12 protein-coding genes are annotated in these 15187 nt (G+C 61.4%); 6 read left to right on the top strand and 6 right to left on the bottom strand.

What is annotated here, in order from left to right:
* Nucleotides 1-556: 556 nt before the first annotated feature.
* Both JNM03_RS11295 and JNM03_RS11290 read left to right on the top strand, forming a co-directional pair.
* A complete protein-coding gene (locus tag JNM03_RS11295) occupies nucleotides 557-1915 on the top strand; it encodes an aromatic ring-hydroxylating dioxygenase subunit alpha (protein ID WP_294036674.1) in 1359 nt (452 codons plus the stop codon).
* 8 nt (nucleotides 1916-1923) lie between these two features.
* The gene (locus JNM03_RS11290; protein WP_294036672.1) at nucleotides 1924-2712 is read left to right on the top strand and encodes an enoyl-CoA hydratase-related protein; all 789 of its coding nucleotides are present in this window, start codon (nucleotides 1924-1926) and stop codon (nucleotides 2710-2712) included.
* A gap of 10 nt (nucleotides 2713-2722) precedes the next feature.
* Here the strand turns inward: JNM03_RS11290 and JNM03_RS11285 are convergent, their stop codons facing one another.
* From JNM03_RS11285 to JNM03_RS11270, 4 genes are read right to left on the bottom strand one after another with little or no spacing between them, the layout of a single operon-like run.
* Nucleotides 2723-3820, bottom strand: coding sequence for an acyl-CoA dehydrogenase family protein (locus JNM03_RS11285; protein WP_294036670.1), 1098 nt, complete (start codon nucleotides 3818-3820; stop codon nucleotides 2723-2725).
* A gap of 34 nt (nucleotides 3821-3854) precedes the next feature.
* Nucleotides 3855-5039: an acyl-CoA dehydrogenase family protein gene (locus JNM03_RS11280; protein ID WP_294036668.1), complete on the bottom strand. Its 1185-nt coding sequence runs from the start codon at nucleotides 5037-5039 to the stop codon at nucleotides 3855-3857.
* Entirely contained in the window at nucleotides 5036-6697 is a 1662-nt protein-coding gene (locus JNM03_RS11275) for an AMP-binding protein (RefSeq protein WP_294036666.1), read from the bottom strand. Before JNM03_RS11275 ends, JNM03_RS11280 begins: the two co-directional genes overlap by 4 nt.
* Nucleotides 6690-7445 carry an acetoacetate decarboxylase family protein gene (locus JNM03_RS11270; RefSeq protein ID WP_294036665.1) on the bottom strand — a complete coding sequence of 252 codons (756 nt, stop codon included), beginning with the start codon at nucleotides 7443-7445 and terminating at the stop codon, nucleotides 6690-6692. The genes JNM03_RS11275 and JNM03_RS11270 overlap by 8 nt, the downstream gene beginning before the upstream one ends.
* Before the next feature lie 310 nt (nucleotides 7446-7755).
* On the opposite strand from JNM03_RS11270, the gene JNM03_RS11265 reads away from it, so the two are divergent.
* The gene (locus JNM03_RS11265; protein ID WP_294036663.1) at nucleotides 7756-8832 is read left to right on the top strand and encodes an AraC family transcriptional regulator; all 1077 of its coding nucleotides are present in this window, start codon (nucleotides 7756-7758) and stop codon (nucleotides 8830-8832) included.
* Between the two features lie 70 nt (nucleotides 8833-8902).
* Here JNM03_RS11265 and JNM03_RS11260 read toward each other — a convergent pair whose 3' ends face one another.
* On the bottom strand, nucleotides 8903-10132 hold the full coding sequence (locus tag JNM03_RS11260) for a cytochrome P450 (protein WP_294036661.1): 1230 nt from the start codon (nucleotides 10130-10132) through the stop codon (nucleotides 8903-8905).
* Between the two features lie 35 nt (nucleotides 10133-10167).
* Nucleotides 10168-12429, bottom strand: coding sequence for a TonB-dependent receptor (locus JNM03_RS11255; protein ID WP_294036659.1), 2262 nt, complete (start codon nucleotides 12427-12429; stop codon nucleotides 10168-10170).
* Nucleotides 12430-12681: 252 nt separating this feature from the next.
* Between JNM03_RS11255 and JNM03_RS11250 the strand changes: the two genes are divergently transcribed.
* From JNM03_RS11250 to JNM03_RS11240, 3 genes are read left to right on the top strand one after another with little or no spacing between them, the layout of a single operon-like run.
* Complete coding sequence (locus JNM03_RS11250; RefSeq protein WP_294036658.1) at nucleotides 12682-13209, top strand: nuclear transport factor 2 family protein; 528 nt, start codon at nucleotides 12682-12684, stop codon at nucleotides 13207-13209.
* Between the two features lie 5 nt (nucleotides 13210-13214).
* Entirely contained in the window at nucleotides 13215-14198 is a 984-nt protein-coding gene (locus JNM03_RS11245) for a thiamine pyrophosphate-dependent dehydrogenase E1 component subunit alpha (RefSeq protein ID WP_294036656.1), read from the top strand.
* Complete coding sequence (locus JNM03_RS11240) at nucleotides 14198-15178, top strand: alpha-ketoacid dehydrogenase subunit beta (protein WP_294036654.1); 981 nt, start codon at nucleotides 14198-14200, stop codon at nucleotides 15176-15178. Before JNM03_RS11245 ends, JNM03_RS11240 begins: the two co-directional genes overlap by 1 nt.
* The last annotated feature ends 9 nt before the right edge of the window (nucleotides 15179-15187 follow it).

Below are 15187 nucleotides of genomic sequence, written 5' to 3'. Positions count from 1 at the left end.
CGGAACCACCTTCGGATGGGAACGCTACACTGGCCGCCACGGCCTGCGCTTCGGTATCGACAGCTTCGGCGCCTCCGCGCCAATCGAAGACCTGTTCAAACACTTCGGACTCTCTCAACACGACATCACAACCCAAATCCTCGACAGGCTCCGCCGCTAATCCCGCACTCAGCCCACCATCTGCGGGCTGCAAGACGGTCGTTCCGGATCATGAGCCACGGCGAACCTCACCGTCATCGTTCGAACGGCCGAACAGGGCATCGAAAGGAAGCGCCGTCGTTTCATCTTGTTTCGGGTGAAGTCGAGCCGCGCATGCCAGGAACCGCCAAGCGCCGGCTCGCAACCGCCGGCTTGCACTCCTTGTGGCCGGGCAACTCCAGACCCTGGCGCCTGCAATCGGGCGCAAACTCGGCCTCTCGATGCAACGCGACAGCGTGTCGCGCGATGGTGGGATTTTGTCGCTGCATATCAAGACGCTTCCGAAGGGCACATTTTAGTCTCGGCGCACCATGGAAATAGTCGCGCAATCGCGTGGCACACCGGAGCCCGAACGCTGATGCCGAACGACAAATACTCGCCCGACGAAGTGCGTGATGATTTCGTTCCCAAAGAGGCATATTATGCGCAGGACTTTGCCGATCTGGAAGCGGACAGGCTGTGGCCATTCGTCTGGCAGTTGGCGTGCCGCGCCGAAGAAATCCCGAACGTCGGGGACTATGTTACCTATAATATCGTCGACGATTCCATCATCGTCATCCGCGCCGGCGAAACAGAAATCAAAGCGTATCACAACGTCTGTCCGCATCGCGCCCGACGGCTGACCGACGGCTGTGGCAACAACAGGCAATTCGTCTGCCCTTTCCACGGCTGGCGCTTCGGGCTCGATGGCCGGAATATCAAGGTGATCGACAAGGGCGACTGGGGCGACTGCCTGAAGGATGAAGATATCCGGCTCGCCGAAGTTCAGTGCCAATCATGGGGCGGCTTCGTCTTCATCAACATGGACGAGAACGCCGAACCGCTGCGCGACTTTCTATCGCCGATGCCGGACTATTGCGAGAAGTTCGAATTCGAAAATCTACGATTCCAATGGTATAAGACGGTGGTGATGCCGTCGAACTGGAAGACCGTGCTCGGCTTCTTCAACGAATTCTATCACGTGCAACAGGCGCATCCGCAATTGCTGGAATTTACCGACGACTATTCGAACAGCGGCGAATTCGGTCGCCATTCGCAAACGTGGTTCGAATCCGAGGGCGCTCTCCCATTTCGCCGGTCTCCCCGCCTTCCCGCGCGTCCGGAACCGCCGATGAAGGAGCATATCGTTACCTTTGCCGAACAGTATAAGGAAGACCTTCGCACCATGCTGACGCCGCGCAACTATGCGGCAGCCATGCGGGTCCGCGACGAGGTTCCGGCCGAGACCGACCCCGTCGAAACACTCGCCAAATGGGGCGAGTTCCAGATGGAAGCCGCCGCCGCGGACGGATCGGGATGGCCCGAAGGCCTCACCCCAGAGTATATCGAGCGATCGGGTCTGGACTGGCACGTCTTCCCGAACACCATCTTCCTTCATGGCTTCGTCGATGGCGTCCTCTGGTATCGCGTCCGGCCGAACGGCCGCGATCCCGAAAGCTGCATCTTCGATATCTGGTCGCTCGTCCGCTATGGGCCCGGACAGGCACCGCCACTCGTACGCGAGTTTTACGAGGATTGGCGCGACGGAGACTGGGGTCTGATTTTCCGTCAGGATTTCGAGAATATCCCCGAGGTCCAGAAAGGGTTCAAGTCGCGCGGTTTCAAGGGCGAGCGGACCAATCCCGTCCAGGAACGGTCGGTGTCGAACTTCCACCGGGTGCTGCGGCGGTTCCTGCGCGATCCCTATGACAAGCCGCCGGTGACGCGGCAAAGATGAGGACGTCCATGTACGAACGTTACGAATTCATCCGCTTTGACCGTCGCGGCCGCGTCCTGACCGTGACGATGGACAGCCCGCCGCTCAACGCGGTGGGCCGCGCGTTGCACGACGAATTGTCCTATGTCTTTCTCGACGTGGCGCGCGACGACGATTGCGACGTCGTCATTCTGACCGGAGCGGGGCGTGCCTTCTCTGCCGGCGCGGATTTGCCCGGCCTGCTCAAGGCGACCGAAGACAAGGCGCTGCGCACCGCCCTGCTCTCACGCGCACCTGCCATCGTTCATTCTTTGCTGAGCCTCGAAAAGCCGATCATCGCGAAAGTGAACGGCCACGCGATGGGATTGGGGGCGACGCTTGCGTTGCTCTGCGACGTCGTGATCGCTTCGCACGATGCCCGCATTGCCGACCCCCATGTCGGCATCGGCCTGTCGGCGGGAGATGGTGGTGCGCTGATCTGGCCTCAGCTCATCGGTTACGCCAGGGCGCGACACCATCTTCTGACCGGCGACCCGCTGACGGCATCAGAAGCCGAAGCGATCGGCCTGATCTACAAGGCAGTGGCGGCCGATATGCTGGACGGGGTGGTCGACGCCTACGCCGACCGGCTGGCGAATGGCGCCACGATGGCGATCCGCGCGACAAAGCGGTCGATCAACATGGAACTCTGCCGACAGGCGATCGCGACCGCAGAAGCGCATGCCGGCCTTGAATCCTACACCATGGCATCCAACGACCACCACGAGGCGGTGCTCGCCTTCATCGAAAAGCGCACGCCCGTGTTCAAGGGCGATTAGAGCCGAAGCCCTAGCTGGCCAGATCCATATAACGCGCCAGGTGATGCTCGACATCGCCAAAGCTTCGCTCGGACACCATGATCCGGCGCAGATAGTGACCGACGGGATACTCGGTCGTCATGCCGATACCACCATGAAGGTGTACGGCCATTCCCGCTATACCCTTGGCCGCATCGAAAGTCTTGACCCAGCAACTCGACACCGCGCGTCGCCGCTCCTCACGTCCGCCGCGATCAAAGGCAGCGATCGCATTATAGAGGCTGGAGCGGATGGAGTCGGCCTCGATGTACATTTCCACGACGCTATGTTGCAGCGCCTGAAAATTGGCGAGCGGCTGCCCGAACTGGGTCCGCGTCTTCAGATATTCCGCGGTGATCTCGATCGCACGTTCGAGCGCGCCCAGCGCATCGGCGCACTGGGCGAGGCGAGCTTCGTCGAGCACATCGTCGATCGCGTCGACGCTGACAATGCCAAGCAAGGCATCGGGGCCAAGATCGGCCTGATCGAACCGGGCATCGATGGCGCCGCCATCGTCTATCAGCGCATAAGGCGTCACGAAGACCCCGGCATTGTCCATCGGTACCAGGAACAGGCCCACCGCACCGTCGTCCAGCCGCGCGGAAGCGAGCATCCCATCGGCGCCCGCCCCACCCACTACCAGAGTTTTGGCACCTGACAGCCGGTAGCCTGCCCCGGATGCCGCCGCGCGCAATTCCGGTGCCAACATGTAGCGACGGCCGGGTTCATACAGCGCAGGTGCGAAACGCCGTTCGCCACTTGTCATCTCACCCAGAATGTCCAAACGCTGCTGCCCGCCGGCAACCAGATCGACCAGTCCAATCGCAAGGATCGCCGAGGCAACATAGGGCTGGAGCGAAAGCGCGCATCCCATTTCTTCCGCCAGGATCAGCACATCCTCGATTTCCCCGCCCAGTCCCCCCGCATCTTCGGGCCCGAGCAGCGCGATCCAGCCGAGATCGGCGTAGTCCCGCCACCGCGCGCCATCGGCAGCCTCACCGCCACGCCGCCGCGCCGCGAAATCATTCGCGAGATAACGCCGCGCACTGTCGCGCAGCATGTCCTGTTCTGGACTCAGGGCAAAATCCACTCGCTCGACCTTTCTGTATCCTGGGGAGCGCAAGTCATCGGAACATCGTACTCCAGATGATGTTGCGCTGAATTTCGTCGGATCCTCCGAAAATCGTTGCTGCCCACCAATAGAGATATTGCGTGGTGCGCCCGGCCGCTGCCGGCGGCGCGCCGCCGGCAAGTACACCCATGTCACCCGGCGCGAAACGGGGCACGACCTGCGGCCCAAGAATCGCCATTTCAAGATCCGCGGCGCGCAGGAGATATGCAGCGCCCCGGATGGAAATGGCTGATGCCGCTGCCCCCAGCGCCGGCCCTTCTGTTCCCGCCAGGACGCGCAGAACAGACCATTCGAGCGCATCCACATCGATCGCGAGCCGGGCATGGCGGCGGCGATATTCCTTGGCTTCGAGTTCGGGCAAGCCGCGCCCGGTTTCCCCATCGATCAATTGAGGTATCCGCGACAAATAGCGCCGCAGCATGCCAAGATAGGCGTTATGGGTACGCTCGTGACCCAGCAGAAACTTGGCCTGCGCCCAGCCGCTGTTCGGATCGCCGATCAGATAATGCGCGGGTACGCGGACATCCTCGATAAAGACTTCGTTGACGTGGGCGTCGCCGTCGATCGTATCGATCGGGCGGACCGTCACACCCGGCGCATCCATCGGCATGATGATCATCGACAGGCCGGCTTGCGGCTTTACCTCCGTATCGGTGCGCGCGAGACAGATCATATAGTCCGCCATATGAGCATCGGTCGTCCATATCTTTTGCCCGGTGATCACATAGTCGTCGCCGTCGCGCACGGCCCGTGTGCGGAGGCTGGCGAGGTCGGACCCCGCCTGCGGCTCCGAAAACCCCTGACAGAACCAGTAGTCGCCCCTCAGCATCGGTTCCAGAAACTCGTGCCGGAGCGCGGAGCTACCAAACCGACATAGTACCGGCCCTGCCATCGACATCGCGATCAGGCTGTATTCGGGAGCGTTGGCAAGACCACATTCCAGTTCGAAGATGTAACGCTGGATCGACGACCACCCTGTGCCGCCGAACTCCGCCGGCCAGTTCGGTGCCGCCCAGCCGCGCGCATGGAGCTTTTGCTGCCAGGGGTGAACCGTCGCGCGCTTGTTGTGAAAACCCATGGCCTCGCGCCGCGCGATTTCAGGTGGCAATTCGGCGACGAGGAACGCGCGTACCTCGGCGCGAAACGCCTCGTCCTCGGAGGAAAACGCCAGTCTCATATCGCCTTTTCCTTTTCGAGCACCTCACCGGCCGCAATCAGACGCAATTGGTCCTTGCGAACCTTTCCCGAAGCCGTTTTCGGAAGATCATCGACCAACATCAAATGCTCAGGTGTTTTCTGACGCGCCAACCCGGCCGCACTCACCAGCGCGGTCACCGCGGCCATGTCGATCGACGCGCCGGTTACCGGCACGATGAACGCACAAATGGCTTCGCCTGTACGTTTGCTCGGCATTGAGACGACCGCGACTTCCGCGATCAGCGGCGAAGCGAACAGCACATCCTCGATCTCGCGCGCACTGATATTCTCGCCCGCACGGATGATCAGATCCTTCTTACGGCCGGTGCACACGAGATGATCGCCATCGACGAGGCGCCCAAGGTCTCCCATCCGGAAGTACCCTTCATCGTCATAGGCGTCGTCATCATCCTCGATCCGTGCGTAGCCAAGCGCCATGCTGGGCTCCCGCGCCAGTATCTCACCTTCCTCGCCGGACTTCATCGGTTGCCCGGTCGCGACGTCGACAATCTTGACCTCGCAGTGGAGGAGGCGACCGTCGGTCTCTGCCGCCAGCCGCAGATCATCGCGCGACGCCGGGCCGGCGGTCATGGTGGGCACCTCTGTGGCACCGAAGGTCCGGAACGGAATGCAGTTAGGAAACTGCCGCGCGGCGTCAAAGATCAGCTCTGGCGGAACCGATGCGCCGCCGCAAAGAAAGTACCGAAGCGATGGCACCGCTTCATCGCGCGAGCGCGCGACGGCGAGGAAGTCCTGCAGAAAGGGTGTCGCACCCAGCATGAAGGTACAGCCGTGCGTCTTTACTAGGTCGAGCGCGAGTTCGGGTTCCCATACATCGACGATCACCGCGGGAACATCGATAATCCAGGGTGCGTTGAGCGCCCACAGGAAGCCGCTGACATGGGTGACCGGCGACGGCGAAAAAATGCTGTCTCGGACTCCCAGACCCATCGCGGCCGCCATCTTGATCGAATCCGCGCCGATGCTGTTGTGCGAATGAAGCACGCCCTTTGGCCGGCCCGTCGTGCCCGATGTGTACATCAGCAGCTTCACCGCGTCGGGATCGACCGACCGCTCGATCATCAGCGGTCCCCCAGCAACGACGGTATCGAAGCTTTGCAATCCTTCGTGCGCGCCGCGCACAACGATCACGTCGGGTGCGCCGGGAAGATCGGGAACAATCCGATGCATCATCGCGACATAATCATAGCCCCGAAAGCTTTCGGGTACGAACATCAGCCGGCTGCGCGACTCGCTCAACATGAAGCTGACCTCGGCGTCGCGGTTGATCGGAACGATCGGGTTGACGACAAGGCCCGTCATCGCCGCCGCCAGGTTGATCACCGAGCATTCCCACCAATTGGGCAATTGAAACGACACGACCTCGCCCGGCTTCAGGCCGATCGTATCGAAATAGCCCGCGAGCCGCCGCGCGCGGTCATGAAGATCGCCGCACGAAAGCCGGCAGACGCCATCGATCAACAAAATGCGATCGGGATCGGTCGCCACACGCTCGGCGGCAAAATCGGCGATGGTGCGATTGGTCCAATCGCCGTCCCGAACCGCTCGTTCGGCCCGCTCGGGGTCCCAGCGCGTCCGCCAACCGCCGACATCCTGACGATGGCGCGGCTCAACCATGGAGCCGCCGGGTCGCCGTGCGATCGATTTCGGCGCGCCCCTCCGCCACGAACGCGCGGCGGCGGGTAATAACGGGGATGTCGGCCAAGGCATCGACCACCCGCGCCGACAGCGGTGCATCACGAAAATCGGGGCGGTGAAAACGAATGTCCCCGCTCCCCGACCAAGCGCGGGCGTAGTGCCAGCGCATGGCATTCTCCATCGGATGATCGACGTCGGGTTCCGATCCCTCGCCGGGGATCAGCTTCCAGCCAAAAGTCCGCACGTCGCGCGCGCTCTGATTCACGCGCGCCAGCGCTTCGTCAGACAATGGGCGCAGGTCCGACACGCGACCCTCGATCAACGGCGCATCATACTCGAAAGCCTGAAAGCGACAGCCGTCCTCGTCCCGGTCGATCGCATCCATCGCCGCCGGCAATTTTGCGAAGCCCATGAATTCCCTGCCGCTGATCAACGCTCCGGGTTCGGTGACCCACATCACCGGCGAGAAGCCCGATACCCGCCCATCGTCGCCATGCAGCGCGCTCACCGAAACGACGATTTCGCGATACCCGCGCCCACCGAGATAATCGACGTCGCAATAGTCGATGCGCGTGACAGTAACGATCGGGGGGTCGGCAGCTTGGAAGAAGCGCGGCAGAAGGCGACCGGCGGCCGCACGGCTGGTTTCGAAACTGATGGATATGACTTCGGCGAAGGGGATGACGCTGCGGTCCGGCACCGGACTCGGTCCAAAAAGAGCTGGCATATCAAACCGATGCACTGCCAAAATCATGTTTCCTTCACCCCGGATCCGCGTTGGGGAGAGGATAATCTAGCCGCTCCCGCGCATCTTGGCAGAGCGCGACATTGACCTGACATCTGGCGACCCGCGCCTCAGAAAACTGTCGGTTTCATTGCACGCATCGCGGCAACATCATCCTATGCCGCCTGTCGGGCAATATCTTGATTTTTGACGACAAAGAGCAGATGATTCGCGTCGTAACGGTACGCGGCCCATTTTCGCAAACGACGGACCGGACAAGACAGGGCCCCCGGAAAGGGGTGCCGGGGAGAGCATGATGGCCAGCACTGCAAAGCTTATGGAAAGCGACCATGACGACACCGGCGCCAAGACCGCACTGGTCCGTGCCGACATCCTTCGCCTTTATCCCGAAGTGGTAAGCCGGCTTGGCGGCGACCCTGCCCCTCTGTTGGCGAGGGAAAATATCTCGCCCGACATTTTTGGTCAGACCGGCGCGATGATATCGTATCGGCGCGCCATCAGGTTGTTGCACCGGACGGCAATCGAACTTCAGCGTCCCGACTTCGGAATGGCGTTCGCGTCGTATCAGGGAGGCACAGCGGTGCTGGGTCCGCTGGAAATCGCCATGTCGAATGCTCCAACGCTCGGTGATGCCTATCGGTACTGCGCGGATCACCTGCGTACCTATAGCCTGGCGAGCGAGCTGACCCTCGAAAACGAACGCGGCAGTGGTCGTCCCTATATCCGCTGGGAAATCTGTCTGGATCGCCTACCTCATCAGGAGCAGGCGATCGAACAGGGTATGGCGCTGATGCACCACGCGATTCTGGCACTGTCGGGCGGCAGCGTGCGCGCGCGCGAAGTCTGGTTCGGTCATGATTATATATCGGCTCCGACCCGCTACAGCCAATATTTCGGGGCCCGGGTCGAAATGAACGCTCCGTTCAACGCAATCTTCCTTAATCGCGCCGACCTTGCGGCGCCCATCGCCAATCGCAGCCAGCAACTCTATGATATGGCGACTTCTTTCATCGACACGCAGTTTCCCGATTCGGCAAAGCCTCTGTCGGGCCGCGTAAGGTCGGTCGCGGCAAGGCTTCTGTCACACGGGGGAAGCCTGCACATCGACGTTGCCAACGCCATCGGCATGCACCCGCGCACGATGCAGCGCCGCCTGAGCGAAGAGGGCGTGAGCTTCGAGGATATCAAGGACGAGGTACGGCGCGAGGCGGCGATCCGCTACCTCGGTCAACCGACGATCCCGCTGACGCGGGTCGCCGCGATGCTGGGATATAGCGAACCATCGGTGCTGACCCGAAGCTGTCATCGATGGTTCGGCGCCAGCCCGCGCAAGTTCCGGAAGGATATTTCGGCGGACGCCGGCCTCTGATACGTCTGTCCGCGGGCCGCGTGATCATTCTGGCCCGCGACGTCAGACACATGCCGCTGGCATGATCTCGTCAAGCGGGATCGAAGGCGATCTCGAGCCGGTTCGGCCCGAACGCAAAGAAATGGGCCTGCCAGGACACCCCGGCCTCGCCACGCGCGAGGCGCAGGTTTCGTATCCGCTGGAGCAACCGATCGATCGTGATCCGCAGCTCGCCGCGTGCCAGCAAATTGCCGACGCAGAAATGGGGCCCGACCCCGAACGCAAAATGCCGTCGCGCGTTTGTTCGCCGGATGTCGAAACGGTCAGGGTCGGGAAACACGTCGGAATCCCGGTTCCCGGCTCCGAAACGCAGCACGATGATCGAATCCTTGGCAATCGGCACCCCGCCGATCTCCGTGTCGCGGGTCGCACGCCTCCACAGACCCTGCACCGGGGCCGATGTGCGCAATACCTCCTCTATGAAATTACCGGTAAGCGCGGGGTCGCCGCGAAGCTCGTCCTCCAGCCCAGGCGTAGTCGCGATCCGGTGCAACGCGCTCGCCAGGGCCCCGACCGTCGTATCGCTCCCTGCCGGTAGCATCTGCTCGACGATCTGGATGATCTCTTCGATCGAGAGCCGCTTTCCATCGACTTCGGCATGGACAAGATCGTTGAGGATGCAGGGGCGCGGGACCGCGCGATATTCCTCGATCCGCTCGACAAGAAATTGCTGCAATTCGCAAATGGTGTGCGTGATCTCGACCTGCCGCGCCTCGCCGTTGTTGGGGTCGGCTTCCTGGACGATCGCATCGGCCCAGCGCTTGAAATCGGCAAAGCGTTCGCGCGGCAGGCCGATCTGATCCGACAGCACATGGTTGGGAATTTTGACCGCAAGATCATAATAGAAATCGGCGACGCCGAGATCGATGATCTGGTCGATCATTTCGTCGACCACGCCGGCCAGATATTCTTCCATCCGCTTTACGCTGGACACCGTGAACACCTTGTCGACGAGCGAACGGTGAAAGCTATGGACGGGCGGATCGGCGACGACCAGCGCAGAGACCGGCATATACCCATTCTCGCGGTAAATGGCGTCAATCCGTTCCTGATATGGCGCAGTTTTGACGAGTAGTTGCCCCGTCACGCTGGAGAAGGTCTTTGTGTCCATCGCGGCCTTGCGGATATCGTCATAGCCGGTGACGATATAGAAGCCGTTCGACTTGTCGTAATAGACGGGGCCTTGCTGCCGGATCGCCTCATAGGCCGCAAAGGGGCAACGCTGGATATCGGGGTCGTTGAAACTGATGTCCGGCGTCACGCCTTTCTCCTTCATCCTGGCTGTCGGCATCGCCGTCAGAAGTCATATCCGACGGTGATGCCGAACTCGCGCGGCTCTTCATAGGTGGCGCGTGCAGCGCCCGCTGAGATGGTTGTCGAGCTGAACGATTTGGCGTTGGTGAGGTTGTGCACCCACAGCGCAAGCCGCAAGCCGCTGTTGTCGGGCTTGTACGCAATCTCTGCCGCCACGCGGGCGTAGGCGCCCTGAACCAGCAGGTCGAAAGCGTCATAGGGAAGAAATTGGCTCGAGTAATGGACGCTGGGCGTGATGGTCAGGTCACCACTGCCAACGCGGCCGGTGTAGGTTACGCTGGCGACAGCGCTGACTTTTGGGGCGCGAACCAGCCGCTGACCACTGACATCGGCCACGACCGACGGAAGCCCGCCCGCCGTGATAACTGGCCGATAGCCCGCCGCGTTCGGGAAACTGCGGAAGTCTGCCTTGGGCATCCAGGTCACGCCTCCCCGCGCGGTGAGCGAAGAACCGAGATCGACGGACCCGTCGAATTCGACGCCGAAGATGCGGGCCGAGGCAGCATTGGTCGGGATGATCGTCGTCCCGGTAAACGACTGAATCTGCAAATCCTTATAGTCATAAAAGAATGCTGCGAGGTTCAGCGAATATCCGGGCTGCGCCGTCTTGTATCCGACTTCATAGGCTGTGATCTTTTCGGGGTTCACCGGATCACCGACGGTCAGGATCGGCAAGATACCGCTCTTGAAGCCCTTGCTGAAGGTCGCATAGATATTGCTGCGACCGTCGAGCGCGTAACGAAGGCCGAGCCGCGGCGTAAAGCTGTCCCAGCTCGGGTTCGCAAAATTGGTGAAAGGCGAACCGAAGAAGGTGATATAGCCCTTCTTCTTCTCATAGCTGTAGCGCAGGCCCGCGGTCAGCGTGAGCTGATCCGTCAGGTCGATATCGGCTTGCGCGAAGATACCGTATGCGCGCGTCTTGACCCGCGTCGTCGCGATCAGCAGCGGATTATAGACAACGGCTGGCGCACCCGGCTGAGCGCCTCCGCTAAAGTCGCTGATCACGCCGGACAGATCGCCGTTGCTGCTGAAGAAATTGCCACCGACAACGAATTTCAGGCGCCCCATCTGCTCGGACGTGAACAATATGTCCTGAAGGAAATTGTCGTTGGGCTGCGTATCCGCGAACGCGATACATGCAAAGGTCATGGGGGCGGCGGCAAGGCACTGCGGCGAATAGGAGGCATCGACATCGACCCGTTCGCGGTGACGGCTAAGCGTGTAGCTGGTCGTCGACGTCAATGTGCCGGCACCCGTGTCGATATCGATCTTCAAAGCGCCGCCGTAATTCTTGATCTCGGTCAGCGGATCGGGCGCGTCATAGGCATATTCGAAAGGCCGGGTACCGAACACCGCGTCGGGATAGAAGGCCCCGGCGGTCAGACCACCTACCGGCAACCCTGCACTGCCATGGTCGCTCTTGCGATGCATGTAATAGCCGCTGAGCAGGACGGAAACATTCTCGGTGGGCGTGAAGAGCAGCTTCCCACGCAGCGTCACCGACTTCAGCCAATCCATGCGATCGGAGCCGTAGGCGTTCTGGATGGCCGTCGGCAGGCTGTCATAAACGATATTCGTCGAATAGCCGTCGACATTCCGATAGGCGAAGGACAGGCTTGCGGCGATCTTGTCGGCGACGATCGGCCCGCTCACATATCCTTTCACCCCCAGATCATAGGACGACCGGCTGGAACCCGAACCGTCGTACAAGCCGGCGGTCGCCGAAATGCTGCCCGTCGGCGTGAAGCTGGGAGTTTTGGTGAAGATCTGGATCGCGCCGCCGGTCGAGTTCCGCCCGAACAGCGTGCCTTGCGGTCCCTTCGATACTTCGATCCGCTCGACGTCCGGAAGATCGATCGAAGCCCCCGCCTGCGTCCCTTCATACACGCCGTCGATATAGAGGGCGATCGGGTTGTCCGAACCAGGGCCGGTGACAAGCGTCGTAATGCCGCGCAGAGCCGGCTGCACGAAGTTGCCCTGCGCCTGAAACGTCAGGCCGGGCGTCACCGCACCAAGATCACGCAGATTATCGACGCCAGCGGTTTCGAGCTGCTCACCGCTTTGCACGACGACCGAAATCGGCACATCCTGAAGCCGTTCGGCGCGACGCTGAGCCAGCACGATGATCTCGTTGCCGTCATTGGTCGCCGTCGCGTCGGCCGGAGGCGCAGCGACCTGCGCCCAGGCGGGAGCCACCGACGACAGCAAAACGAGAGCCACGCTTCCGAGTTTGAATCTCATCATTTTCCTCCCCAATCGAGCTCTTCTTTTGGTCGCTCTTTTGAACCTTGATTGGCGAATAATGAATTTGCCATGCACCGCTCGTCTTTATCTTTGACGACAAAATCCCGATTGCAGGCGGTCGGTATCGGCCGCTCCGACGAGCATGCGGTACAGGTCCAGATTGTCGTTCCGAGCGCAAAAATTGTCGCGACCCGTCAAGATGCGCCCCGAACGCACATTCTAACGTCGACCGCAAGAGAAGAGGTTTCAGGCATGCAGGACGAACTCACCCAAATTATGAACCATCAGCGCATCCGGCTGGTGCTGGAACGTTATTGCCGCGGCATCGACCGACTCGATGCCGACGCACTGGCCAGCGTCTATTGGGGCGATGCTCATGATAATCATGGCATCTATAATGGACCCGCGAACGGGTTTGCCGAGTTCATCATTCCCTACATGCGCGACCATTGGACCACGACCACGCACATGATCGGGCAGTCGAACATTGCGATCGAGGGCGACCGCGCCGCCGCCGAAACCGTCTTCATCGCACATCACATCCGGCCCGATGGCGACGGGATCGCCGACGATGTGGCGGGCGGCCGATATGCCGACGTCCTCGAATGCCGCAATGGCGAGTGGCGGATACTCGACCGGGTCGTCGTGATGGACTGGGTCTATACGCACGCCGGCCTCGCCAGCAGCGCCATCGATCCGGACGTCTTCGTGATCGGTGGACGCGACGCCGGCGACTTTGGCTATCGACCCTATGAACGGCTTCGCGACAAGGGAGTCTGAACCGCATGACGAACCGCACAAAGCCGGGCACGACGACGCTCGTCGGGATCTACAGGCGCATGGCGCTGATCAAGGCCAATGACGAACGGTCGCGCAAAGTGATCATGACCGGCAGGCTCGTCATGCCCTATTATTCCCCGCGCGGTCAGGAGGTCATCCCGAGCGCGATTTCGGCGAACCTCAACGATAGCGATTACATCTGCACCATCTATCGGGGCACCCACGACATGCTGGCGAAAGGCGTGCCCCTGAAGGATCTTTGGGCCGAACTGGCCGGCCGCGTCACCGGAACATGCAAGGGCAAGGGCGGTCCGATGCATATCACCCACCCGAAATCAGGCGTGATGGTGACGACGGGGATTGTCGGAAGTTCGATGCCGATAGCCAACGGCCTGGCCTGGTCATCGCAACTCAAGGGCGACGGCCGAGTCACGATCGCCTATTTTGGCGATGGCGCCTCGAACATCGGGGCTTTTCACGAAGCGTTGAATCTGGCGTCGGTGTGGAAGCTGCCTGTCGTCTTCGTGTGCCAGAACAATGAGTGGGGCGAACACACCGCGTATGAAAAGGCGACATCCGCGGCACGCATCGCGGACCGCGCCGCATCCTATTCGATGCCGGGAATTCGCATCGACGGCAACGATGTGCTCGAAACCTATGCAGCAGCCCATGATGCCATCGGACGCGCGCGGGCCGGCGATGGGCCGACGCTGATCGAGGCGATGACCTTTCGCTTCCACGGCCACATCTTCGGCGATGCCGATGCCTATATGAGCCCCGAACGCAAGGCTGCGGCGATGGCAGCGGATCCCGTGCCGCGCTTTCGCGCATGGTTGATCGAGCATGGCCACGCTGGCGAGGCCGATCTTGCCGCCATGGAAGCCGAAATCGACGCCGAGATCGACGAAGCGATCGACTATGCGTTGGCGAGCGACTTTCCCGACATCGCCGAACTGTCACGCGATGTCTTCGCGGTGGAGGCAGCCTGATGCGAAACATCAGCATTCTCGAAGGCATCAACCGCGCACTGGTCGACGCGATGGAAGCCGACGAAAGCGTTCTGATTCTCGGCGAGGACGTTGCCGATCCCGAGGATGGCGGCGTGCTCGGCGTAACCAAGGGGCTATCGACCCGATTTGGCGAGCACCGTGTCCGATCGACTCCCATAGCCGAGCAGGCAATCGTCGGCGCTGCGATCGGTGTGTCGCTCGGCGGTTACAAGCCCGTAGCCGAGATCATGTTGATGAACTTCACGACGGTCGCGATGGACATGATCGTCAACCACGCGGCGAAACTCCGCTTCATGTCGGGCGGGCAGACCAACGTTCCGATCGTGATCCGCACAATGACGGGCAGCGGCTTTGCCAACGGTGGCCAGCATAGCGATTATCTGGAAGCCTGGTTTGCGCACACCGCAGGAATCAAGGTCGTGGCGCCATCGAACCCGAGCGATGCCTACGGCCTGCTCCGTAGCGCCATCGACGATCCCGATCCGGTGATATTCATCGAAAATCTGCCGACCTATTTCGCCAAGGGTGAGGCACCCGAAAGCGGACATCGCGTTCCTATCGGCAAAGCCAATATCGTGCGCGAAGGCAATGACGTGACGATCGTCGCCTATGCAAGAATGGTTCAGGAAGCGACAGCGGCGGTCGAAGCCCTCGCGGCTCGGGGAGTGTCGGCCGAACTCATCGATCTGCGCAGCATCGCGCCGTGGGACCGCGAGGCTGTGCTGGCGTCTGTGCAGAAGACCGGACGGGCCATCGTCGTCCACGAAGCGGTAACGCCATTCGGCACGGGATCCGAGATCAGCGCAGTCATTCACGAGAATCTGTTTCACGCGCTCAAGGCGCCAGTTCAGCGGCTGGGTGCGGCCTTTTGCCCGGTGCCCTTCTCTCGGCCGCTCGAGGCTGCCTTCGCGCCCGATGCCGCCGCCATCGAGGCCGCGGCGGCATCATTATTGGCATAGAACAAAGGA

This window comes from Sphingopyxis sp. (assembly GCF_016793825.1).
Taxonomy (GTDB): Bacteria; Pseudomonadota; Alphaproteobacteria; order Sphingomonadales; family Sphingomonadaceae; genus Sphingopyxis.
Note: the sequence above shows the minus strand (reverse complement) of the source record. Positions and strands in the feature narration are given on the sequence as shown.

What these genes read in the sequence shown, in the direction of transcription:
- JNM03_RS11295 (WP_294036674.1), top strand. Translation starts at nt 557, where the DNA reads ATGCCGAACGACAAATACTCGCCCGACGAAGTGCGTGATGATTTCGTT.
- JNM03_RS11290 (WP_294036672.1), top strand. Translation starts at nt 1,924, where the DNA reads ATGTACGAACGTTACGAATTCATCCGCTTTGACCGTCGCGGCCGCGTC.
- JNM03_RS11280 (WP_294036668.1), bottom strand. Translation starts at nt 5,039, where the DNA reads ATGAGACTGGCGTTTTCCTCCGAGGACGAGGCGTTTCGCGCCGAGGTA.
- JNM03_RS11275 (WP_294036666.1), bottom strand. Translation starts at nt 6,697, where the DNA reads ATGGTTGAGCCGCGCCATCGTCAGGATGTCGGCGGTTGGCGGACGCGC.
- JNM03_RS11270 (WP_294036665.1), bottom strand. Translation starts at nt 7,445, where the DNA reads ATGCCAGCTCTTTTTGGACCGAGTCCGGTGCCGGACCGCAGCGTCATC.
- JNM03_RS11265 (WP_294036663.1), top strand. Translation starts at nt 7,756, where the DNA reads ATGATGGCCAGCACTGCAAAGCTTATGGAAAGCGACCATGACGACACC.
- JNM03_RS11255 (WP_294036659.1), bottom strand. Translation starts at nt 12,429, where the DNA reads ATGATGAGATTCAAACTCGGAAGCGTGGCTCTCGTTTTGCTGTCGTCG.
- JNM03_RS11250 (WP_294036658.1), top strand. Translation starts at nt 12,682, where the DNA reads ATGCAGGACGAACTCACCCAAATTATGAACCATCAGCGCATCCGGCTG.
- JNM03_RS11245 (WP_294036656.1), top strand. Translation starts at nt 13,215, where the DNA reads ATGACGAACCGCACAAAGCCGGGCACGACGACGCTCGTCGGGATCTAC.
- JNM03_RS11240 (WP_294036654.1), top strand. Translation starts at nt 14,198, where the DNA reads ATGCGAAACATCAGCATTCTCGAAGGCATCAACCGCGCACTGGTCGAC.